Below are 21,922 nucleotides of genomic sequence, written 5' to 3'. Positions count from 1 at the left end.
CGAGCGCAGATCCCCTCGTGCCGTACGCATGACCAAAACCCACTACCCCATCAAGAAAAATGCCGCTCAGTCTTAACCGAGCGGCATTGCCGCTGATGCGGCCGTTTTTCATTGCCTTGCCAGTAGTGCATCGCATGCAGCGATGACGGCCTCAATGCTGATGGCTTCAATGCAGAGCGCTTGTGCGCAGCCCGAAGGTGGCAAACCGGGGCGCCTGGCGCACCGACGAACCCAGTCGGCTTCGCGCTTGAACAGCGTGCGCTGATTCCGGCATGCGATGTCGACGCTGAGCGCCGTGAACGGCGTGTGGGTGAAAAACGGGCTGCTGCCGAAGAGTTCGACCGCTCCCTGTCCGAATATGCCTGCCGTTGGCGTGCCCACGATGCGGCCCAGATGCATGACGCCGGTATCGGGGCAGATCAGCAGGCGGGCGCCACGCAAGGCGTGGGCGAGTTGCAGCAGATCGACCTTGCCTGCCAGGCTGGGCCAGCGCTGATGCGGATCTGCGGCCTCGACGAGCGCGGTTTCGCGTGCGCCGGCACTCCAGACAGGCGTCATGCCGCGCGCTTCAAGCGCTTCAGCCAGTGCATGCCAGCGTTCTGCGGGCCAGTTGCGGAGCGGGTTGCTGGCGCCCAGGTGCAGGATGGCATAAGAGGCGGCGGGCAGTGCTGCCGGTGCGGTGGGAGCAAGGGGCCATTGTTCCGGCTGATAGGCGGCGGGCGGTTTGCCGCCCGCAAGCAGCGCGAAGAGTTCGGGCAGCGCCGTGAGTTGCCGCGGAAACGGGACTTGTTCGGTGACAGGCCAGTACTTCCAGCCCGGCCGGTCTCCTGACAGTGCGCGGATGCGGCGTGCGCCCAGTGCGAGGGCCAGCCAGGAGAGTCTGGCATCGGCTGGCAGCACGGCGAGATCGAAGCCGCGACGTCGCCACCAGGCGATCAGGCTGCGGCTGTCACGCGGATCGTAGGCGAACGCCGACACGCCCCATGGGCGCGCAGCAAACAGCGGCAGGAAAGCCGGAGGGCAGGTCAGCAGGATTTCTGCATCCGGATGATTCTCGCGCAGCCTGGCAAAGAGTGCCGCCAGCATCAGGGTGTCGCCGAGCAGCAGATGGTGGGCAATCAGGATCCGGCGCGGGCTATCCGCCGGGCAGCGCCGGAACAAGCGGGTGACACAGCCTGCCAGGACCATGGGCCACAGCAGGAGTCGGGACGTGCTCCGGCTCAAGCCCGCTTATCCGGCAACGCGCTGGAAAGCGGCTTCCATGCGGGTGATCATGCGCTCGATACCGCAGTTGTCGAGCGCAAAGGCGCGGGCGCCTTCGCCGAGACGTGCTGCCTCCTGCGGGCTGTCGACGAGCTTGCGGATCGCCTGCGCCAGTGCCTTGCTGTCCTTCGGCGGCACCAGCATGCCGGTGAGGCCAGCCTTGATGACGTCTGCGGAGCTGCCGATCGGCGTCGTGATGACGGGCAGGCCGACCGCCATCGCCTGCATCACGGCCTGCGAGACGCCTTCATTGGCGTAGGAAGGCAGGGCGAACACGTCGAGGGCCTGCAGCCAGGGCACGACATCGCGCTGCTGACCGGCAAAGCGCACGGTGCGGGTGAGACCCAGTTCCACGGTCAGGCGATTGAGCTTGTCCCGCTGCGGGCCGTCACCGACGATGACCAGACGGATGCGCGGATCGTCCAGTTCGGCAATCGCCTTGAGCAGGTACTTGTGACCTTTCCAGGAGCGCAGCGTCGCGATGATGCCGATCCAGACGGCATTCACGTCGAGCCCCAGCTTCTGGCGGGCTTCGATCTTGCTGCCCGGCATGAAGCGTTTGGTATTGATGCCGGTGAAGATGGACTGGACCTTTTCAGGAGGCAGACCCAGGCCGTCGATGAGTTCGTGACGCAGCCCTTCACCGGTGGTGACGATACGCTGGGCGGCCGAGTTGTAGAGCCAGCGGTTGGCGAAGGTGTTCTTGACCGGCGCGGAAATGTGGCGCGTGCGCAGGACGGGCACGGCCTTCTTGCCCAGCGAGAGATTGGCCAGTGCAACCAGCCAGGAGTCGGTCGAGCTGTGCGTGTTGACGAGATCGATGTCTTCGCGGTTTTCGAGGATCCAGGCCCGCATGGCCTTGAAGTCGGGCCAGCGCTTTTCGCGGATCGGCAGCGCCACGGCCTTCACGCCCCAGTCGCGGGCTCGCGCGAAGAGGGTGGATTCAACCGGGCACAGGACGGTCACGCGATGGCCGCGTTCCATCATTCCGCGCGACTCCTCGAGGATGCGGATTTCCTGACCGCCCCAGCCACAGGACGATTCGGTGTGCACGATGTGCAGACAGCGCTGCGAGAGCAGGGTGTTGTATTGCGCCATGATGCGTGGAATTCCGTACAGATCGGTGGGGAATTATAGCGGTGATACCCGGGCCATCAGCTGCCGGTAGAGCGCCACAAGTTGCACGGCCATCGCTTCCTTGCTCATTTCTGCCACGCTTTTGCGCGCGGCGATCCGGATGGCGACGCTTTTTTCCGGATCCTGCATGGCGGCCAGCATTTTTGCCGCTTTTCCGACGATGGCGGCGATGTCCAGTGCGTCGACACATTCGCCGTTTACGCCCGGCGTAATCAGCTCTGCCGCCCCCGAGCTCGTCGAGCTCAGTACCGGCAGACCGCTAGCGAGCGCTTCCATCGCGGCATTGGGCATCGGGTCGTAGAGCGTGGGCAGCACGAAGGCGTCGGCTGCACCGAGCCAGGGCGTTACATCCTGTTGCGGCCCGCAGAAGCGGATCCGGCCAGCGACGCCCAGTCGCGCGGCGCGCGCGCGCAGGCGGCTTTCCTGGCGATCGCGGCCCACGATCCACAGCTCGGCCGCGGCCAGCTCGGGATGGGCCATGGCCTCGATCAGCGCCGGGACGCCCTTGCGCTCGAAGCCGGAGCCGACATGGAGCAGGACCGGCCGCGACTCGGGCACGCCAAGCGAGGCTCGCAGCGTGGCCCGGTGCTGTTCGCGCAAGCCGGGATGGAAGCGCTCGAGGTCCGTGCCGTTGTGGATCACATGCAGTCGATCCGCGAGGCGGGGATGGCGGCGTGCGATATCGTCGCGCACCATGCGTGAATTGCAGATGACCGCGCGCAGCGCCGGGTCTTCGAACATCTGTCGCTCCTGCGACAGGATGAAGCGGTGCCAGGGAGACAGGCGCTGGCCGAGCCGTGCGAGCGGCCCCAGCGTGCGGGCACGCAGATCCAGCCAGGTGGCATGGACACCGTCACCGGCGCGGAAGATGTCGCAGCCCGGGATGCGTTCATGGCTTTGCACCAGATCGAAGGCCTGCTCCTTCACGCAGGCCTGCACCGCGCGGGCAAAGCTCCAGTCCCGCAGCAGGCGGCCGGCCTTGACTGCGCGCAGCTGCAGCACATGGAGGCCCGGCTGTGCTTCGCCCTGCCACTTGCGTGTCAGCAGCGTGACTTCGAGTGCTTCCTTGCCCAGGGCGGCGAGCGCACGTTCGACGAATCGTTCGGCGCCGCCGAAGGGGTTGTAGGCCTGGCGCACGATGGCCAGCCGCAGCGGTCGGGCGTCCTGCGCCGTCACGATGCGAGCGTCCGCCGGATGGCATCCATGACCTGGTCGGCCTGGATGCTGACGAGACATTCCGAAAGCTTGCCGTTGCCACAGCCATCCATGCCGCAGGGGCGGCAGCTGTGCTGACTGGTCACGACTTCGCCGCGCACCATCCAGGGCCCCCACTCGCGGTCGCCCGAGGGGCCGAAGAGCGCTACGCAGGGCGTGTCGACCGCTGCGGCGATATGCATCGGCGCGGAGTCCACCCCGACGAAGAGCCGGGCGCGGGCGGTCAGGGCGGCGAGTTCGCGCAGCTTGAGCTGGCCGGCCAGATTCACCACCGGGACGTCTGCGTCACGGATGATCGCGTCAATCATGGCCTGCTCACGCGGGTCAGGGGCGGCCGTCATCACGACCTGCTCGCCAGCTTCGACGAGTTGGCGCAGCAGGGCTGCATTGCGTTCAACCGGCCAGCATTTGAAGAACCAGCGCGAGGCCGGATGGAACTGGACGAATCGGCCGGCTTCCACCCCATGGCTGGCCAGCAGCGCATCGACGCGTTCGCGGGCTTCGGGGCCGGGCTCCATGCGCAGACGCCGCGCCGTCTCCGGCACCGGCAGACCGAGGCGGCGCAGGGCATCGAGATGGGTTTCCACCGTGTGGCGACGTCCGCCCCCGACCGGCTTGTAGAGATGGGTGAAGCTCTTCTTCCACCATTTGCCGCCCTTGCTGCGCTGTGCCGCAACCGCCCAGCGCGGCCCGAGCAGGCGGCTCAGCCAGGCGCCGCGCGGGTGATCGGTCAGATGGATGACGAGATCATAGTTGCGTGCGCGCAGCGTGCGGATCAGCGCCCACTCATGGCCCAGCTGGGTCAGCGGGCCGAGTTTCTTCCAGTCGCGCCCGATCCGGTGCAGAACAGCGAGATCGGGGTGGCCTTCCAGCATGGGTGCGGTGTCCGCGAAGACCAGGGCGTCCACTTCGCAGTGCGGCGCGGCGGCCTTCAGGGCAGACAGGACCGGGCTGGTCAGCAGCACATCACCGTGGTGACGCAGCTTGATGACCAGCGCACGGCGCAACAGACCGGGATCGATGGCATCCGGGAGATAGCTTGAGGCGGCGGGATTCGGCATGGCGGCATTGTAGCGGAGCGGGCCTGCCGGGCAGGCATGTTGCGGAGCAGGACGACGCCCGGAACGGAAGCTGATACGCTGTGGTCACAGACAGGTAATCGCGATCAATACCTGCTATCGAGGAGACATGAATGACAACGATTGAATGGCAGCAGGGCCAGCACGCGCTGGCTGCCGGTCCGATGGACGAGGCCCATCAGGAGTTCGTGATGCTGACTAACCTGCTGGCCGCCGCAGATGATGACGACGAAGCGCGCTGCCTGCAGCAACTCATTGCTCACTGCGAAGCCCATTTCGCGCAGGAAGAGCTCTGGATGCGCGAGTTCCGCATGCCCATGGCCGAAAATCACACACGGGATCACGAAGGCGTGATCAGCCTCCTGCAGAGTGCGTTGAGTGACGTACGCCGCGGTCAGGCCGGTGCCGGGCGCGAACTGGTCGAGTCGCTCGGTGAATGGTTCCACCGCCATGGTGAAACCATGGATGCCGCGCTGGCCTTCCAGATGCAGATCCGGTCGCGCGGCACGCCTGCCAACGGGATCAGCTCGGTCGGTTGATGTCTGACGCCGGTCGCGGCAGGCTTTGCAGCTCGCCGTGACCGAACACGTGGCACATCCAGTCAGCATCGGGCCAGTTGCGCAGGTAGCCCACCATCGCCCGCAGCGGGCCGCCGTGGCTCACGATCACGAGCGGGCCGCTGCATCGCATCAGCCAAGCCTGCAAGGCCGCGCGGGTCCGCGCCGCCATGGCGGCCACGCTTTCGCCGCCGGGCGGGGTGAAGCCGAGCGGATCCAGCGCCCAGGCATCGATGGCTTCGCGCCCGATATCGTCAAAGCGCTGCAGCTCCCAGGTTCCGAAATCGATTTCCATGAAGTCCGGTTCCAGCAAGGGCTCGCCGAGGGTTCTTGCGAGCGCCAGGCAGCGCGAGAGCGGGCTCGAGATCAGCGTGAATCGTTCGGGCAAGCGGCTGCGCAGCGCCGCGCCCAGCGCCTCGGGCGCCTCGCTCAGGGCAACATCGCTGCGGCCATAGCAGGTGCCAGCCGGCACGCAGACCGGCGGGTGACGGATCAGGTGAATCATGCAGGGTCAGGTGATTGATGAGCAGAGGATCAGATAGGCCGTCAGCTCGCAGACCTGCTGCGCGGCGCCGAGCGCATCGCCGGTATAGCCTCCGATCCGCTGGCGAAAATAGCGCGCGCAGAGCAGACCGGCCAGGGCCAGCCCTGCAAGCAGGGCAAGACAGCACAGCGGCGTGAAGCCGCCCAGCGCGCAGCCGGCGAGCAGCGGCGCCAGCCCGAGCAGGCTGCCGGTGAGCCATTCGGCAATCCGCAAGCCTTCGGCGACCGGCTTGGCGCGGGTGTTGTCGTCCTCGCGCACATAAGTCATGAAGGCCATGATCAGGAGTGGCGGCACCCGCGAGGCCGCATGCACCACCGGCAAGGCGAGCAGGGCCGCCGAGCCGAGCGCCTGCAGCGCAGCGAACTTCAGCATCAGCGCGGTAAGCAGTGCGCTGGCGCCATAGGTGCCGATGCGCGAATCCTTCATGATCGCCAGCACTTTCGCCTTCTCCCAGCCACCGCCAAAGCCGTCGGCCGAATCGGCCAGCCCGTCTTCATGGAAGGCGCCGGTCAGCAGCAGGCTGACGAGCATGGAAAGCAGTACCGCGATGGCGGGTGACCAGAACTGCAGCGCGGCCCACAGCACCGCCGCGCTGACGCTGCCGACGACGAGGCCCACCAGCGGGAAATAGCGGGTGGCGCGGTTCAGCTCACTGGACGACCAGCCCACCCAGGCCGGAATCGGCAGGCGGGTGAAGTAGCCCAGAGCGATCAGGAAGCGGCGGAGTTCTTTCACGGGGAGTCGGGAGTCGTGAGTCGGGAGTGGGAATGCGGGCCGATGTTGCGACTCACGACTCCCCACTCACGACTCCCGCAGAAGCTTCGCTTACGCCCGCATCCTCAAACCCCGCCATTTCGTTCATGCAGGCCAGCGCGGCGCGGATCAGCGGGAAGGCGCTGGCCGCCCCCGTGCCTTCGCCCAGGCGCATGCCCAGTTGCAGCAGCGGCTCGGCGCCAAGGTGCCTGAGCTGGGCGACATGGCCCGGCTCGGCGCTGCCGTGGGCGAACACGCAGTAGTCCAGCACCGCCGGGTTGATCGCGTGGGCGACCAGCAATGCGCTGGTGACGATGAATCCGTCGACCACGATCAGCATGCGCGCTTCGGCCGCCGCCAGACAGGCGCCAACCATGGTGGCAACTTCGAAGCCGCCGAACTCGGCCAGCGCTTCCAGCGCATCGAGCTGGCGGCCGGCGACGCGCGCTGCGGCCCGGGCGAGCAAGCCGCGCTTGCGCGCGAGGCCGGCGTCGTCCAGCCCGGCGCCGCGGCCAATGACATCGTCAAGTGCTGCACCGGTGATGAAATGGGTCAGCAGGCTGGCCGTGGAGGTGTTGCCGATACCCATCTCGCCGAAGCCGATGGCATTGCAGCCCGCCGCCTGCCAGCCGCGTACCAGCTCAGCTCCGCGGGCGATCGCGGCGTCGCGTTGCGCCGGCGTCATGGCTGCCTGCTCCAGGTAGTTGGCCGTGCCGTAGCCCTGCTTGGCGATGACATATTCCACGCCCGGCCCGCTTGTGTCGGGAACATCGCTTGCGACGCCGCAGTCGATCACCGACACCGCCAGCTGTGCCTGGCGCGAGAGCACATTGATCGCAGCACCACCAGCGAGGAAGTTCATCACCATCTGCGCGGTCACCTCCTGCGGATAGGCACCGACGCCGGCCTTCGCGGCACCGTGGTCACCGGCGAACACGGCGATGCGTGCTGCGCTGATCTGCGGTGTCAGCGTCTGCTGGATCAGGCCGGCCTGCAGTGCGATGGCTTCGAGGCGGCCAAGGCTGCCGAGCGGCTTGGTGCGCGTGTCGAGGCGATGCTGCAGGGCGGGGGCGAGGTCGCGCGAGAGGGGCGCAATGTGGAATGAGAGCGTCATGGTCGTTCAGGCGGGGTTTGAATCGGGTGAAAGATCCGGCAGCTGATCGTGCAGCCGGAAGATGTCGGGTGCGGCGCGAAGGGCGGAGGTCACCACTGCCAGCGGGCGGGCGTGGATCTGCGGAAAATCCGTTTCCTGCGGATCCTGAAGTTTGAACGCAAGGCGTTCGCGAGGCGGGTCGAACTCGGCTTCGACGCCGGGCTTGTTGCCGCGCGCATCGATCCGGTACCAGCCGAAGCCGGGCAGCAGCACCGCGTTCAGGCCGTGCAGGCAGTAGGGCGCGCCGGTGTCGCCCACCGAGAGCCGCTGGTAGCACAGTCCGGCAGGAATGCCATTGGCACGCAGGAGCGCTGCGAGCAGATGGCTTTTGGCATAGCAGTAGCCATAGCCGGTTTCGAGGACTTCGGAGGCCCTCAGCGTCACCGGCCCCTGGCGAGCATCCCAGCTGTGGGCAATGCGGTCGCGCACGAATTCGAAGCTGGCCTGAATGAGCTCCAGGACATCAGCATGCGCAGCACGGAGTGCTGCGGCCTTGTGCTGAATGGCGGGATGCTCGAAGTCGATGACTTCGCAAGGCGCGAGATAGGCGTCGGGTGCGTCGGTCACCTGCAGTGCAAGCGGCGCCTTCCAGGCTGGATTGCACAGCCCATTGAGCACCACATCGGTCCATTCGCCGTCGAGCCGGATGTACTGGCGCGCAAAGCCTTCTCGCTCGAATCCCAATCGGGCAAGCACGCCGGCGCTGGCAGCATTGTCGGGGCGGTAGTTGGCCTCGATCCGGTGCAGGTTCAGATGCTCGAAGGCATGGCGAATCGCGGCTGAGGCGGCTTCAGTCATCAGCCCGCGACCGGTGTGATCCAGGTCGAGCCCGTAGCCCAGCATGCCGGCGTGACGTACCTCGCGCTGGATCGAGGTGATCGCGACATGGCCGATGATCTGCCCCGGCTCATCCTTCAGCCGGATGAGCCAGCGGTAGCCGGAGCCTGCCCGGGCCGCGCGCAGCTGGGCCTCGATCCTGCGGAAGCAGGCGTCCTCGGTGAAGTCGGCGTCCGCGCGCTGCGGCCCGTGCGCAGCATGAGTGATCCGGTTGCGCAGCTCATAGGCCAGCAGCTGTGCCATGTCCCCGATCTGGACGAGTGAGAGCCGCAGCCGTGCGGTATGCAGTTCCTGCTTCAAACGCCGCCTCCCTTGAGACGCAGCGGCAGGCCGGCCGCGACCAGCGTGACCTCGTCGCACAGCGCTGCGACGCGCTGATTCAGCCGCCCTTGCTCGTCGCGGAAAAGGCGGGCGAGCTTGTTCTCCGGCACGATGCTCCAGCCCACTTCGTTGGAGACGAGCAGTAACTGGCCTTGCGCTGCCTGGATGGCCGTGCCCAGCGCCTGCACACGCTGCTCCAGTGTGTCCGGCTGCGTGCACAGGATGTTGGAGAGCCACAGGGTCAGGCAGTCCACCAGCACGCAGGCGCCGGGTTGGGCGAGGCGGGCGACGGCTGCGGGCAGATCGAGCGGCGCCTCGGTGACGTGCCAGTGCGCCGGGCGTTCGGCCTGATGCTTGGCGACGCGTTCGCGCATTTCCTTGTCAAGAATTTCGGCCGTGACGATCAGCTCGATGTCACCGGCATGCGCTTCGGCGATGCCCTGCGCGAAGCGGCTCTTGCCGGAGCGGGCGCCGCCGAGGATCAGGTGGGCGCTCATGCGGGGAGCCTTTCGTAGGGTGGGTTAGCCGCAGGCGTAACCCGCCGGTTGTGGGTATGCGGCCGCTTTGCGGCCGGAAATTGATTGATCGGCGGGTTACGCGGCAAGCCGCTAACCCGCCCTACGCCTCCGGCCCTCATGGTTTCCTCCGCGCGTCGTCCAGCGCATGGCACGCCGCCTGCGCGCCATCGAGGATGCGCGGGCCGTGGCGGCTGATGAGGTCGCCGGGGATCAGCCACAGCTGGCGGTTCTTCACCGCGCTGAGCGAGCCGAACTTCAGCCAGTCCGCGAGGCTGGGCTCGTCCATCGCGCGCAGCGCGTCTTCGCCACCACCGCCCATCTTCGCGGTGAGGATGACATCCGGATTGGCGGCGACCACGCTTTCGGTGGAGAGATGCGGCACCAATGCCGGCTCCTTGCCGAACACGTTCACGCCACCGCAGAGGCGAATCACGTCCGAGATGATCTGCTGGTCGTTGATCGTGAGCAGCGGCTTCTGTGCGATCTGGTAGAACACGCGCAGCGGCGCGCGGCCGGCGTATTCGCGCTGCAAGGCCGTGTGGCGGGCGCGAAAGCGCGTGGCGGCGGCACTCGCGGTGGCGTCAGTGCCGAGCAGGCGACCAATGCGCTCCAGCGCGCCGGGGATGTCGGCGATGCCGTGCGGTTCCAGATAGAACATCGGGATTTTCAGGGCGCGCAGACGTTCCACTTCGCGCTGCGCGTTGCCGTGATACCACACCAGCACCAGATCGGGGCGGAGCTGCGCGATGCGCTCCAGATCCAGTTTCTGGTTGCTGCCGATGCGCGGCAGCTTCTGCGCAGCGGGCGGGAAATCACTGTATTCGACGGCACCCACCAGGCGCTCTCCACCACCGGCTTCATAGACCATCTCGGTGAGACTGGGGGCGAGCACGATCACGCGCTGCGCCGGGGCTTTCAAGGTGAGCGTCTGGCCGGCGTCGTCCTTCACCGTGATGGGAGCGGCGTGGGCGAGACTCGCACACAGCGTGAAAAGAATGACCGCAGGGTGGGTTAGGCCGAGGGCCGTAACCCGCCGATCCATCAGTTTCCGGCCGCGTTGCGGCCGCAAGCCTACAACCGGTGGGTTACGCAAAAAGCCGCTCACCCTCCCTGCGAAAACCATCACCCGCTTCAAGATATTCATACGGAATTCTCCAGGTCGACGCGGAACCATCTCGCGTCATGCTCTTCGCGCAGGCTCACCGGCACGCCGTAGGCCGCTGACAATGTGTCGGCCCGCAGCACCGCCTCACGCGGGCCGTGCACTGCACCGCCCTTGCCATCGAGCAGCAGTGCGTGGGTGGCGAGCGTCCAGGCGAGATTCAGGTCATGTACGGCGACCAGTACCGTACCGCCCTTTGCTGCCCAGGCCTTGAGCCGCGCCTGCAGCAGGGCCTGATGCGACCAGTCCAGATGTGAGCTGGGCTCATCCAGCAACAAGAGCGGCGCACCTTGCGCACAGGCGGTGGCCAGCGCCACGCGCTGACGCTCGCCACCGGAGAGCTGGCGCACATCGGTGTCTGCCAGATGGCCGACGTCGAAATCGGCCAGCGCTGTGCGTGCCTGGGCTTCGATCTCGGCCGCAGCCAATTCGGGGTGCAGCGCCAGCAGCGCGCAGGCCACTGTTTCCCAGGCACTGACGGGAAACGGATCAAGCCAGAACTGCGGGCACCAGGCGCGCTGGCGGGCGAGCGCCGCAGCGCTCCAGGCCGCGAGCGGCTTGTTGTCGAGCAGAATGCCGCCGGCATTGGGTGGCAGCAGTCCGGCGAGCGCAAGGATCAGGGTCGACTTGCCCGCGCCATTCGGCCCCAGCAGCACCCAGCGCTCGCCTGCCTGCATGTTCAGCGAGAGCTCGCCGATCAGCAGCCGTCCCCCGGGCTGGCCGCCGGCGTTCAGGCAGAGCTTGTTCAGGGTCAGCGTGGTCATGCCCGCCTCCGCAATAGCAGCATCAGGAACAGCGGCACGCCCACGGCCGCCGAGATCACGCCGACCGGCAGCTGGGCGGGGGCGATCGCGGTGCGCGCCACCGTGTCGGCCAGCACCAGAAACACGCCGCCGAATACGGCCGAGAAAGGCAATAGCACGCGTGCTGCGCGCAGGCCGGTGAGGCGCACGATGTGCGGCGCGACGAGGCCCACGAAACCGATGCTGCCGGCGGTGGCGACGGCCGCGCCGGTGGCGAGGCAGGCCGCGAAGATGGCGAGGCGGCGGCGCTTGGCGACCGGCACGCCCAGCGTCCACGCCCAGGCATCGCCACGCGCGATCCAGTCCAGCTCCTGCGCGCGTGGCCAGGCCAGCAGCAGGGCGAGACTCGTAGCAGCCCACACCGGCCACCAGAGTGCTGCGCCATTCAGGTCGCCAAGCAGCCAGAACACGATGTTGCGCAGCTGCTGATCATTGGCCATCGCCAGCATGAAAGACACCGCCGCGCCGCAGGCCGCACCGATCATCACCCCCACCAGCAGCACGATCACCGTGCCGGGCGAGGCGCTGGGGGCGAGGCCGCGACCCATGCTGCGCCAGGCCAGCGCGAAGACCAATGTCATGGCAGCCAGTGCGCCGAGAACGGCGCCCAGCTCGGGCGCGAGCAGCAGGCCGGCTGGCGCCAGCATCAGCATCAGCAGGGCGCCGACCGAGGCACCGCTGGTGACGCCCAGCACATGCGGGTCGCCGAGCGGGTTGCGGGTGACCAGCTGGATCAGCGCGCCGGCCAGGGCCAGCGCGGCACCGGTGCCGAAGGCCGCGAGCACGCGCGGCAGGCGGATCAGCCAGAAAATTTCCTCGCTCGGCCAGCCCCAGCCTGCCGAGCCCGAGAGCAGGCCCAGCGCGAACGCGGCCGGCACCGCGAGGGCGGTGAGCAGCAGGGCGAGGGTGAGGGGGGGCGGTTTGAGGGTCATGCGAGCGAGGCGTGAGGGGTGAGGAGTGGGGCGTAGGGCGCACTGAGCGAAGCGAACTGCGCCGGTCGTAAATCAGCATGCAGCCGCAGCGCGGCTGGAAACTCATGGACCGGCGGGTTACGCGGCAAGCCGCTAACCCACCCTACGAAAACCGTCGCTGCCATCACGCTCGGCCCTCCAGAATCGCCCTCAGCTTGTCTGTATCCATGAACGCTTCGACGGTGTCGGCCAGCCGTTCGATGCTCGCTTCACGCAGCGCGGTAATGTCCGGCGATTTCGCTTCCGCGAGGCCGGCCCAGGCGAGCAGCGCGTCGCAGGCGGCGGGTGAGTCGAAGAGGCCGTGCAGGTAGGTGCCGAGGATCTGGTTGTCCGCCGAGATCGCACCATCCGGAATGTAGCCCGGATGCAGCGTAGCGGAATCCGGGGGGGCTCCGGCGCCCGCTCCCGGATTCCGGCCCTCGGCCTCCATCCGGGCTACGCGGCAGGCTGGGTGTTCGAGGGCCGGGCCGGTCGTGATTCCCGCATGGATTTCGTAACCGCGTACCGGCGCATTACCCAGGCTCAACGAGCCCTGCACATTGCGCAATTGCTTCTGCGGCGCAAGCGTGGTCTGCATGTCCAGCCAGCCCAGCCCGTCTGCCACGCCCGGTGCGCCTTCAAGTCCTTCAGGGTCGGCGATGGCTTTGCCCAGCATCTGGAAGCCGCCGCAGATGCCGATCACTTTGCCGCCGTAGCGCAGGTGTTTGGCAATCGCGGCGTCCCAGCCTTGCTGGCGCAGAAAGGCGAGGTCGGCGCGCACGGCTTTGGAGCCGGGCAGGATGATCAGGTCGGCACTCGGGATATGTGAGCCCCCGGTGTGTCCGCAAGCGACCACCCCCCCCCCCGAGGGGGTAGCGTCAGGCTTGGGGCGGCCCGAAGCCTGACTTGCTTCGTCCGGCCCGATGAAACGGAAATCGACTTGCGGATGCATTCTCAATGCATCGAAATCTGTGTGGTTCGAAATGCGCGGCGTCACCGGCAGCACGACGCGCAATCGCTGGCCTTCGCTCGTGGGCGAAACGACATCGCGGGCATCCGGAAAAGTCGCCGGGCCGCCCCAAGACTTTTCCGGCCCCCTCGGGGGGCGCTCCGGCGTTTCTTGCCGGAGCGGGGGTGGTGAAATTGCGTCCTCCGCTTCCAGCTGCAGGCCGTGCAGATAGGGCAGCACGCCCAGCACCGGCTTGCCGGTGCGCGCTTCCAGCCAGTCCAGTCCGCTCTGCAGCAAGGCGATATCGCCACGGAAGCGGTTGATCACGAAGCCTTTCACACGTGCCTGCTCAGACTCAGAGAGCAGTTCAAGCGTGCCGACCAGATGCGCGAAAACACCGCCACGATCGATGTCGGCGACGAGGATCACCGGGCAATCCACGGCTTCGGCGAAGCCCATGTTGGCGATGTCATTCGCACGCAGATTGATCTCGGCCGGCGAGCCGGCGCCTTCCACGATTACGGCCTCGTACTGCTTGCACAGGCGGCTAAAGGAATCGAGCACGGCGGCTTTCGCGGTGGCCTTGTAGGCGTGGTAATCGAGCGCATCCATGTTGCCAATGGCATGGCCCTGGATGATCACCTGCGCGCCGACGTCGGTATTGGGTTTCAGCAGCACCGGGTTCATGTCGGTGGAAGGCTGAATGCGGCAGGCCATGGCCTGCGCGGCTTGCGCCCGGCCGATCTCGCCGCCGTCAGCCGTGACGGCGGAATTCAGCGCCATGTTCTGCGGCTTGAAGGGCGCGACGCGCACGCCCCGGCGCACCAGCCAGCGGCAGATCGCCGCAACCACGGTGCTCTTGCCGGCATCTGAAGTGCAGCCTTGAACCATGAGGGTGCGGGCGCTCATGCGCGGCCCCCCGTGGAGATTTGCGTAGGGTGGGTTAGCGGCTTGCCGCGTAACCCACCGGTTGTGAGCACGCGGCCGCTTTGCGACCGGAAATCTTTTGATCGGCGGGTTACGGCCTGCGGCCTGACCCACCCTACGAAAACCGTTCGGCTCATCGCATGACCTCTGCGAGCACAGCTTCGAATTTCGCCCATTCTTCCTCCGCGCCCGGCAGGCCGATGCGCAGGCCGCCGTCATGTTCGCGCGTGAGCACGGCGCGCTGGGCGAAGGCGGTGAAGAGTTCGTGGGCCAGCGGCGTGGGCACCCAGCGGAAGAGTGCGCAGCCTGAGGGCGAGGGCAGACCGTGGGTGGCGAGCAGGGCGGCGAGGCGTTCGCTTGCAGCCAGCAGGGCGGGCGCCGTGGTTTCGCGCCAGGCGCGGTCGGCCAGCGCGCGCTGCGCCACCCAGCGCGCCGGGCCGGACACGGTCCAGGGGCCGAGGCGTTCGGCGAGTTGATCGAGGATGGCATTCTCGGCGGCTACAAAGCCGCAGCGGATGCCGGCCAGCCCCCAGAACTTGCCCAGTGATCTCAATACGATCAGGCCCGGCTCGCTGGCCGCCCTGAGCACGCTTGCTTCCGGCGTGGCGTCGATGAAGGCTTCGTCTACGACCAGCAGACCGCCGCGTGCGGCCAGCCGCGCATGCCAGTCCAGCAGGGGGGCGGGCGGCAGAAGCCGGCCGGTGGGATTGTTCGGGTTGGCGAGCAGCAGCACATCGACGCGCTCCACGGCTTGCTCCGCGTCGGCATCGTCGATCAGCTCGACTTCATGCCCGGCGCCATGCCAGGCCTTGAAGTGCTCGGCGTAGCAGGGCGAGAGGATGCCTACCCGGCGCGGTGTGAAGAGCTGCGGCAGGATCTGGATCGCGGCCTGGCTGCCGGCCAATGGCAGCACGCGCTGGCCGCCGAAATAGGCAAGGCTGGCCATGGCGAGGCCGTCGTCGTCCTCGGGCAGGCGGCGCCATACTTCGGCGGGTAGTGCCGGTACTGGCCAGCCCTGCGGGTTGATGCCGGTGGAAAGATCCAGCCAATGCTGCAGCGGAATTCGGAATTCATGCGCGGCCGCGCGCAGGCGGCCGCCATGGGCGAGATCAGTAGAGGGTGACAAGTGCATCTCCGAAGCCTATCACCAGCAGCCAGAGCCACAGGCTGCGAGCGATCAGGCATAACGCGCGCGGAATGTCGGCACTGTTGGCCGGCCGACCGCTGCCCAGCGTCGGACGCGCTTCGCGCACGCCCTCATAGATCGCCGCACCGCCAAGCTGCAGGCCGAGGCTGCCGGCGCCGGCGGCCATCACCGGGCCGGCGTTGGGGCTGCTCCAGCTGCCGGCCTGCGCGCGCCAGCTGGCCAGCGCCGTGTGCGTGTGGCCGAGCAGCGCGTAGCTGAGTGCGCAGAGGCGGGCGGGGATCAGGTTGAGCAGATCGTCGATGCGTGCCGCGACTTTGCCGAAGCGCTCGAAACGCGCATTGCGGTAGCCCCACATCGCGTCCAGCGTGTTCGCGAGCCGGTACAGGATCACTCCCGGCGCGCCGGCCAGGGCACACCAGAAGAGCGCTCCGAAGATCGCGTCGTTGCCGTTTTCGAGCAGCGATTCCACCGTCGCGCGCGCGACTTGCTCCTCATCCATCTGGGTGGTTTCGCGACTGACCAGATAGCCCACGCGGCGGCGCGCTTCCTCCATGTCGCCATGCTGCAAGGCCATGCTCACATCCTGGCCGTGTTCGGAGAGCGCACGGGCGCCCAGCGCGAAGTACAGCGCGATGCCATCGACGATCCAGCCCGCAGGCAGGCGCGAGGCGAGCGCCGCCAGCAGGACGGGCGGCAGCACCAGCAGCGCCCAGCCCAGCGCGCCGCGCAGGATGCTGTCCGTGTTCAGGCGCTTTTCCAGCCAGCCGGCACAGCGCCCGAAGCCCACCAGCGGATGCCAGCGCGGCACTTCGCCGAAGAGGCGATCGAGCAGCACGCCGAGCAGGATGGAGAGCGTGAGGCTCATGCCCGGCGCTCCGCCCAGTTGCGGATGATTGCGGCGAGCTGGCGCAGGCCGTCGGTGAGTGCGGCGGGGCCGGGCTGCAGGATGTCGCAGGACTTGATCTCGTACAGCTCGCCGTCGCGCACGGCAGCTACGGTGGCCCAGCCCGCGCGGGCGAGCACCTGCTCGGGCTGGAATTTCTTGCCGCACCAGGAGGCGATCAGGATGTCTGGTGCGCGGCGCACCACTTCCAGCGGGTCGGCGATGATGCGTTGCTTCGCCGATTTATGCTGTTTGAGTTCCGGGAAGCTCTCTTCGCCGCCGGCCAGCACGATCAGCTCGGCGACCCAGCGGATGCCGGAGATCAGCGGCTCGTTCCATTCCTCGAAATACACGCGCGGGTGGCGCGGCAGGGTGGCGGCTTCGGCGGCGACGCGATCGATGCCGGCACGCAACTCGGCGACCAGTGCGGCGGCTTTCTCGGGTACGCCGGCCAGTGCGCCGATGGTGAACACCGTTTGCAGGATTTCCTCGACGCTGCGCTGATTGGTGATCAGCACATTGATGCCGCTGCGGATCAGTTGCGAGGCAATGTCGGCTTGCAGATCGGAGAAGCCGATCACCAGATCCGGTTCGAGTTCAAGGATCCGGTCGATCTTCGCACTGGTGAAGGCCGAGACCCTGGGCTTCTCCTTGCGGGCCCGCTCGGGTCGCACGGTGTAGCCGGAAATGCCGACGATGCGCGCCTCTTCGCCGAGCAGGTAGAGCGTCTCGGTGGTTTCTTCCGTCAGGCAGACGATGCGTTGCGCGCCGCTCATGCCGAGAACAGCGCGGCGACCGCGTCCGGGTTGGAGGGGAAGTAGAAGTGGATGTAGCTCGCGGTGATGCGGCCCGCGCGATAGACCGCTTCGGCCGCTCCGCCGCCATTGGGATTCGTGCCTCGGGCGATGGGCGAGAGCGGTGTTTCGGCGCGGGAGTAGTGAAAGCTGTGGCCGCGCAGCTCGCCTTCCGGCAGGGTGACAGCCTGCAGGCCGAGCGCGGCGAGCTTGCCTTGCATCAGCGCGCTGCCCTCGAGCAGGCCGAAGCCGTTGTGCATGGCGCCGTCTGCCGTCACCAGCGTCTCGAAGAGCGCCATCATGCCGCCGCATTCAGCGAGCAGCGGCTTGCCGGCCGAGGCATGAGCGAGCAATGCCAACTGCATGGATTCGTTTCCGGCGATGCGCGCGGCATGCAGTTCCGGATAGCCGCCCGGCAGCCAGAGGGCGTCACACTCCGGCAGGCCACCATCATGGAGCGGTGAGAAAAAACACAGCTCGGCGCCCAGTGCGCGCAGGGTGTCGAGGTTGGCGGGATAGGTGAAGCAGAAGGCGGCGTCCCGCGCGATGGCGATGCGTCGGCCTTTCAATGGGGAGTGGGGAGTGGGGAGTGGGGAATTGGAAACTCCTTCCCATTCCAGCAGCAGCGAGGGGTCGAAGCGCAACGCGCTGGCAGCCTTGTCCAGCTTGCTTTCCAGGTCGGCCAGCTCGGCGGCAGGCAGCAGGCCGAGATGGCGTTCCGGCAGAGTGATCGCGCCCTCGCGTGGCAGCCAGCCGAGGCCGGGAATGTGCGCCGGCAGGGATTCAAACAGCATATTGGCATGACGCTCGCTGCCGACGCGGTTGGCGATCACGCCGGCAAATTCCAGCCCCTGCTGGAAGCTTGCGAGGCCATGCGCCAGGGCTCCGAAGGTCTGGGCCATGGCGCTGCCATCGATGACGGCCAGCACCGGCAGTTCGAAGGCACGTGCCAGGTCCGCGCTGGACGGTTTGCCGTCGAAGAGCCCCATCACGCCTTCGACCAGGATCAGGTCCGCTTCCTGCGCCGCCTGCGCGAGCAGGGCGCGGCAGTGCTCCAGCCCGCCCATGAAGAGGTCCAGCTGGTAGCAGGGCGCGCCGCTGGCGGCCTCGTGAATCATGGGGTCAAGAAAGTCCGGCCCGGTCTTGAACACACGGACCCGTTCGCCGCGCGCACGCGCCTGGCGGGCCAGCGCGGCGGTGACGGTGGTCTTGCCCTGGCCCGAGGCCGGTGCGGCAATCAGAAAGGCGCGGCAACTCATCGGGCGCTCACCATTCGATGCCGGGCATGGCTTTCACTCCGGCGTGATAAGCGTGTTTCGTGAGTTCCATGCTCGTCACCGTATCGGCGATCTCGATCAGGCCTTCGGGCGCGGCGCGGCCGGTGATGATCACATGCTGCATGGCCGGGCGGCCGTCGAGTTCATGCGTCACCTCGTCCAGCGGCAGCCAGCGGTATTTGAGCGTGTAGGTGAATTCGTCGAGGATCAGCAGGTCGATCGCCGGATCCTTCAGATAGACCATCGCCTGCTCCCAGGCGACGCGCGCGGTGGCGGTGTCTTGGGCGTTGTCCTGGGTGTCCCAGGTAAAGCCGTCACCCATCACATGCCATTTCACGCGGGGATGGTCGCGGAAGAAGGCTTCCTCGCCGGTGTCCGAGCGATTCTTGATGAACTGCACGACGGCGCAGTTCAAGCCGTGGCCAAGTGCCCGGGCCAGCACGCCGAAGGCTGCGCTGCTCTTGCCCTTGCCGTTGCCGGTGTTGATCAGCAGCAGGCCGCGTTCTTCGTCGGCCGCGGCAATATGAGCGTCGATCACGGCTTTCTTGCGGGCCATGCGCGCCTTGTGGCGGGTTTCGCGTTCGCTGTCGCTCATCAGTCTCTCCGTATGCGGGGGCAGCCGGCAGGTGGCCGGCTGCGGTCGGTGCAGCTTACTTCGGCTGGTAGCGCAGGGTGACGAATGCGCCCACACCCGGCTGGTTATAGGTGCTGACCGTCTGGTAGCGCTTGTCGAAAACGTTCTCGACACGCGTCTGGATGCGCCACTCGGGGTTGAAGCGGTATTCCACGCGCAGGTCTGCGGTGGCGTAGCCGCCCATCTTCACCGTGTTGTTGGCGGCGTCATAGCGCTTGCCCGTGCCGTTGAGCGAGGCTCCGACGCTCCACTGGCCGATCAGCTGGTCGACGTCGATGCGGCCGCTCTGGCGCGAACGGCGCGCCAGAAGGTTGCCTTCGGTCGCGCCACCCGAGTGATCCTTGGGATTGAGCAGCGTGGCGCTGGCACCGACCGTCGTGTTGCCGAATTTCTGGCTCGCCGAGAGTTCCAGACCGGTGATGTGCGCGCGGGAGACATTCCCCGGCACGTAGTTGCCGGAAGCATCCGGCGCCCAGGCGATCAGGTTGTTGATGCGCGTCTTGAAGACACTGGCATCCCAGCTGAACTGCCCCAGCTTGCCACCGGCGCCTGCCTCGATCGTGCGCGAGGTTTCGGGCTGCAGGTTCGGGTTGCCCGACGAGGGGTAGTAGAGGTCATTGAAGCTGGGGGCCTTGAAGGCCGTGCCGTAACTGCTGCGGACGCGCAGGGCCTGCGAGAAGCTGTAGCCCGCAGCGATGCTGCCGGTGTTGTGGTGGCCGTACTGCTCGTTGCTGTCATGACGTGCGGAGAGCTGGAGGTCTGCCTGACCGAATTCGCCCAGATACTCCGCGAAGGCTGCGCGATTGCTGCGCTTGGTGCGGCTGAAGGCGCTGTTGCTCAGGACTTCGTCATAGACATAGTCCAGCCCGCCGACCAGCTGCTGGCCTTCCGCCAGCGAAAAATCGTTCTGCCAACTGGCCTGACTGCGACGGGTGTCGATGCGGGAGGAGAAGTTGTCCTCCTTCAGGTTGGTCGAGGCGTCAAGATTTTGCGCCAGCCGCAGGGAGGTGTTGTAGCGGGCGTTTGCCGTGTATTGCAGGTTGCCGGTGTAGAGATCCTGCTTCACATCGGTGACGTTCGGATTGCCGTCGTACTTGTTGCGCGCTTCGGTGTGCAGGGTCTGCAGATCCCAGTTCAGCGACTGGCCGATACGGCCGCCGCCGCGCACGTTCATGCTGCTGCGGGTGTAGCCATCCTTGTCCGGCTCGTTGGCGGTTTCGCGCACGTTGATGCCGTGTGTTGCAAAGCCCGAAGCGCCGACGTTGAGCCACAGGTCCTGCGAGCCGAAGCCGCCCGTTGCCGAGCCCTGATAGGTCTGACGCGAGCCGCCGCCCAGGCTGAATGCCGCCGGTTGCGGACCCTTGCGGGTGAAAATCTGGATCACGCCGCCGATGGCTTCCGAACCATACAGGCTGGCGCGCGGGCCGCGCACGAGCTCGATGCGTTCGATCTGCTCGACCGGCAGATCCTGCAGGCCGGCGCTGCCCAGCGTGGCCGATCCGACGCGGACGCCGTCGATCAGCACCAGCGTGTGACCGTCATTCGTGCCGCGCAGAAAGAGCGAGGTGTTCTTGCCGATGCCGCCGTTGTTGGTGAACTGGACACCGGGCAGGCCACTGAGCAGCTCGGGCACGGTGGCCGCCTGTTTCTGCTCGATGTCCTTGCGGGTGATGACGCTGACGGAGGTCAGTGTGTCTTCAGCGGTCCGGGCAACGCGGTTGGCAGTCACCACCACGTCGTCCAGAACGGTTTCCGTGTCTGCTGCCAGAACGGAATGGGAGAAAGCCAGCAGGATGGCTGCCGGCAGGGCTTTGCTGCGTGGGAAGTTCAAGATCGTGCTCCTTCCGTGCCGCCCGCACGGGATATACAAGAGGGGCGGGGCGCCGGAAAGGAAGTCGCGGAACGGGAGAGCAGGGTTCCGGTCATCGCCCTCCGCAATGCGCCTCGATGCGCTCCGGGCCGGTCTCCGGACTCGCGAGCGGAGGTGTCATCCTCCTGATGCAGCGCCTTCCCGTAACCGCGTTACAGTGGCCGTCTGCTGCATCGTGACTCGCTTACCGTTGCGGGGGCAGTGCCGGCATTGCAGGCGTCGCAAGACACCACTCACCGGCTTCCCGTTTAATCTGCACGAAGGGTTCCGTGCAGACACCTGAAGCTGGCGCGGATTCTATCGGAAAGCCGCCGGACGTGCGTTGACCGCCTTCGCTGCGCCGCACTACCATCGCCCGATGGATGCCGAACTCACCAGCCTCGAATCGCGCCTGAACGCACTGCTTGCCGAATACAAGGGCCTGCATCTCGAAAACCGCGAGCTGACCACGCGTGTTGCGACGCTTCAGGCCGACAACCGGCGCCTGACGGAAAAACTCGCCGTGGTGACCGAGCGCGTGGAAGGGCTGCTGGCCCGTTTGCCCCAGGGAGATGGCGCATGAGTGACACCATGCAGATTCAGATCATGGGGCGGGCTTACCAGGTGTCGGTGAAGCCGGGCGAGCGGGCGTCGCTGGAAGCTGCCGTTGAAATGGTGAACGACAAGTTGCAGCAGCTCATCGGCAAGCAATCGTCGGGCAGCGAGTCAACCGCAGTGATGTGCGCGCTGATGATTGCGCATGAAGCCGTGGTGGCGCAACGCACGGCAGGCTTGGACATGCCTGCGTACCAGCGTAGAATTGAAGCCATGGTCGAGCAGATCGACAAAGTGGCCGGCAAACAGGAAAACCTTTTCTGAGCCGTTCGTGAAGTCGGGAAATATCCTCACGGAAATTTTCGCTGCAAAGGTCCATAAAGAATTCAGGGCGACATCGCGATGCGGTGTTTCCCCGGCAGTTTTCCCCTGCGGTGTTGGTTGGAGCCACATACTCCTTGAACCAATGTCTTCGTGACATGGTTGCCGGCTCAGCACCCCGCTGTTGTGAGCGCCCCTTATGCCGGGCGCACCTGATGCGGTTGAGTGGCAACCCCCTGAACCCCAGGTTCAGGATGACGGCTCGACGGCACTTGCGGGGGATCCCTTCCAGAG

The 21,922-nt window shown here is 66.7% G+C and carries 22 protein-coding genes, 1 other RNA gene and 1 riboswitch; of the genes, 4 read left to right on the top strand and 19 right to left on the bottom strand.

The window, feature by feature from the left end; genetic code table 11:
• Positions 1-108: 108 nt before the first annotated feature.
• From ABDB87_RS05040 to rfaQ, 4 genes are read right to left on the bottom strand one after another with little or no spacing between them, the layout of a single operon-like run.
• Entirely contained in the window at positions 109-1,224 is a 1,116-nt protein-coding gene (locus tag ABDB87_RS05040; RefSeq protein WP_345924639.1) for a glycosyltransferase family 9 protein, read from the bottom strand.
• 6 nt (positions 1,225-1,230) lie between these two features.
• Positions 1,231-2,361, bottom strand: a complete 1,131-nt coding sequence (locus ABDB87_RS05035) for a glycosyltransferase family 4 protein (RefSeq protein ID WP_345924637.1) — start codon at positions 2,359-2,361, stop codon at positions 1,231-1,233.
• 33 nt (positions 2,362-2,394) lie between these two features.
• Entirely contained in the window at positions 2,395-3,576 is a 1,182-nt protein-coding gene (locus tag ABDB87_RS05030; protein WP_345924635.1) for a glycosyltransferase family 4 protein, read from the bottom strand.
• A complete protein-coding gene (gene rfaQ, locus ABDB87_RS05025) occupies positions 3,573-4,676 on the bottom strand; it encodes a putative lipopolysaccharide heptosyltransferase III (RefSeq protein WP_345924633.1) in 1,104 nt (367 codons plus the stop codon). The genes ABDB87_RS05030 and rfaQ overlap by 4 nt, the downstream gene beginning before the upstream one ends.
• A 131-nt stretch (positions 4,677-4,807) precedes the next feature.
• Here rfaQ and ABDB87_RS05020 point away from each other — a divergent pair, with 131 nt between their 5' ends.
• Positions 4,808-5,233, top strand: coding sequence for a bacteriohemerythrin (locus tag ABDB87_RS05020; protein ID WP_345924631.1), 426 nt, complete (start codon positions 4,808-4,810; stop codon positions 5,231-5,233).
• Here the strand turns inward: ABDB87_RS05020 and ABDB87_RS05015 are convergent.
• The 15 genes from ABDB87_RS05015 to btuB form a co-directional block, all read right to left on the bottom strand.
• On the bottom strand, positions 5,217-5,756 hold the full coding sequence (locus tag ABDB87_RS05015) for a histidine phosphatase family protein (protein WP_345924629.1): 540 nt from the start codon (positions 5,754-5,756) through the stop codon (positions 5,217-5,219). The two genes, ABDB87_RS05020 and ABDB87_RS05015, sit on opposite strands and share 17 nt — an antisense overlap.
• 6 nt (positions 5,757-5,762) lie before the next feature.
• The gene (locus tag ABDB87_RS05010) at positions 5,763-6,530 is read right to left on the bottom strand and encodes an adenosylcobinamide-GDP ribazoletransferase (protein ID WP_345924627.1); all 768 of its coding nucleotides are present in this window, start codon (positions 6,528-6,530) and stop codon (positions 5,763-5,765) included.
• A gap of 52 nt (positions 6,531-6,582) precedes the next feature.
• Entirely contained in the window at positions 6,583-7,662 is a 1,080-nt protein-coding gene (gene cobT / locus ABDB87_RS05005; protein ID WP_345924625.1) for a nicotinate-nucleotide--dimethylbenzimidazole phosphoribosyltransferase, read from the bottom strand.
• Between the two features lie 6 nt (positions 7,663-7,668).
• Entirely contained in the window at positions 7,669-8,838 is a 1,170-nt protein-coding gene (locus tag ABDB87_RS05000) for a GNAT family N-acetyltransferase (protein ID WP_345924623.1), read from the bottom strand.
• The gene (gene cobU, locus ABDB87_RS04995; RefSeq protein WP_345924621.1) at positions 8,835-9,356 is read right to left on the bottom strand and encodes a bifunctional adenosylcobinamide kinase/adenosylcobinamide-phosphate guanylyltransferase; all 522 of its coding nucleotides are present in this window, start codon (positions 9,354-9,356) and stop codon (positions 8,835-8,837) included. The genes ABDB87_RS05000 and cobU overlap by 4 nt, the downstream gene beginning before the upstream one ends.
• A gap of 136 nt (positions 9,357-9,492) precedes the next feature.
• Positions 9,493-10,419, bottom strand: coding sequence for a cobalamin-binding protein (locus ABDB87_RS04990; protein ID WP_345924619.1), 927 nt, complete (start codon positions 10,417-10,419; stop codon positions 9,493-9,495).
• A gap of 98 nt (positions 10,420-10,517) precedes the next feature.
• Complete coding sequence (locus tag ABDB87_RS04985) at positions 10,518-11,303, bottom strand: ABC transporter ATP-binding protein (protein WP_345924617.1); 786 nt, start codon at positions 11,301-11,303, stop codon at positions 10,518-10,520.
• Positions 11,300-12,274 (bottom strand): FecCD family ABC transporter permease, encoded by a 975-nt coding sequence (locus tag ABDB87_RS04980; protein ID WP_345924615.1) that lies wholly within the window; start codon positions 12,272-12,274, stop codon positions 11,300-11,302. The genes ABDB87_RS04985 and ABDB87_RS04980 overlap by 4 nt, the downstream gene beginning before the upstream one ends.
• Positions 12,275-12,437: 163 nt before the next feature.
• A complete protein-coding gene (locus ABDB87_RS04975) occupies positions 12,438-14,150 on the bottom strand; it encodes a cobyric acid synthase (RefSeq protein WP_345924613.1) in 1,713 nt (570 codons plus the stop codon).
• A 151-nt stretch (positions 14,151-14,301) separates the two neighbouring features.
• Positions 14,302-15,294 (bottom strand): threonine-phosphate decarboxylase CobD, encoded by a 993-nt coding sequence (gene cobD / locus ABDB87_RS04970; RefSeq protein ID WP_345924612.1) that lies wholly within the window; start codon positions 15,292-15,294, stop codon positions 14,302-14,304.
• Positions 15,278-16,180 carry an adenosylcobinamide-phosphate synthase CbiB gene (cbiB, locus tag ABDB87_RS04965; RefSeq protein ID WP_345924611.1) on the bottom strand — a complete coding sequence of 301 codons (903 nt, stop codon included), beginning with the start codon at positions 16,178-16,180 and terminating at the stop codon, positions 15,278-15,280. Before cbiB ends, cobD begins: the two co-directional genes overlap by 17 nt.
• The gene (locus ABDB87_RS04960; RefSeq protein ID WP_345924609.1) at positions 16,177-16,974 is read right to left on the bottom strand and encodes a cobalamin-binding protein; all 798 of its coding nucleotides are present in this window, start codon (positions 16,972-16,974) and stop codon (positions 16,177-16,179) included. Before ABDB87_RS04960 ends, cbiB begins: the two co-directional genes overlap by 4 nt.
• Positions 16,971-18,251 (bottom strand): cobyrinic acid a,c-diamide synthase CobB, encoded by a 1,281-nt coding sequence (locus ABDB87_RS04955; RefSeq protein WP_345924607.1) that lies wholly within the window; start codon positions 18,249-18,251, stop codon positions 16,971-16,973. The genes ABDB87_RS04960 and ABDB87_RS04955 overlap by 4 nt, the downstream gene beginning before the upstream one ends.
• Before the next feature lie 7 nt (positions 18,252-18,258).
• The gene (cobO, locus tag ABDB87_RS04950; RefSeq protein WP_345924605.1) at positions 18,259-18,864 is read right to left on the bottom strand and encodes a cob(I)yrinic acid a,c-diamide adenosyltransferase; all 606 of its coding nucleotides are present in this window, start codon (positions 18,862-18,864) and stop codon (positions 18,259-18,261) included.
• Between the two features lie 55 nt (positions 18,865-18,919).
• Positions 18,920-20,734 carry a TonB-dependent vitamin B12 receptor gene (btuB, locus tag ABDB87_RS04945; protein WP_345924603.1) on the bottom strand — a complete coding sequence of 605 codons (1,815 nt, stop codon included), beginning with the start codon at positions 20,732-20,734 and terminating at the stop codon, positions 18,920-18,922.
• Positions 20,735-20,843: 109 nt separating this feature from the next.
• Positions 20,844-21,071: riboswitch (cobalamin riboswitch) on the bottom strand.
• A 24-nt stretch (positions 21,072-21,095) separates the two neighbouring features.
• On the opposite strand from btuB, the gene ABDB87_RS04940 reads away from it, so the two are divergent.
• The 3 genes from ABDB87_RS04940 (at position 21,096) to ssrS (ending at position 21,913) form a co-directional block, all read left to right on the top strand.
• Positions 21,096-21,335, top strand: coding sequence for a cell division protein ZapB (locus tag ABDB87_RS04940; protein WP_345924601.1), 240 nt, complete (start codon positions 21,096-21,098; stop codon positions 21,333-21,335).
• Positions 21,332-21,631: a cell division protein ZapA gene (locus ABDB87_RS04935; protein ID WP_345924599.1), complete on the top strand. Its 300-nt coding sequence runs from the start codon at positions 21,332-21,334 to the stop codon at positions 21,629-21,631. The genes ABDB87_RS04940 and ABDB87_RS04935 overlap by 4 nt, the downstream gene beginning before the upstream one ends.
• A 99-nt stretch (positions 21,632-21,730) precedes the next feature.
• A non-coding RNA gene (gene ssrS / locus ABDB87_RS04930) (6S RNA) lies at positions 21,731-21,913 on the top strand.
• The last annotated feature ends 9 nt before the right edge of the window (positions 21,914-21,922 follow it).

The organism is Uliginosibacterium paludis, from assembly GCF_039631355.1.
Classification (GTDB): Bacteria; Pseudomonadota; Gammaproteobacteria; order Burkholderiales; family Rhodocyclaceae; genus Uliginosibacterium; species Uliginosibacterium paludis.
The sequence above is the reverse complement of the archived record's forward strand: the minus strand, read 5'-3'. Positions and strand labels throughout refer to the sequence as shown.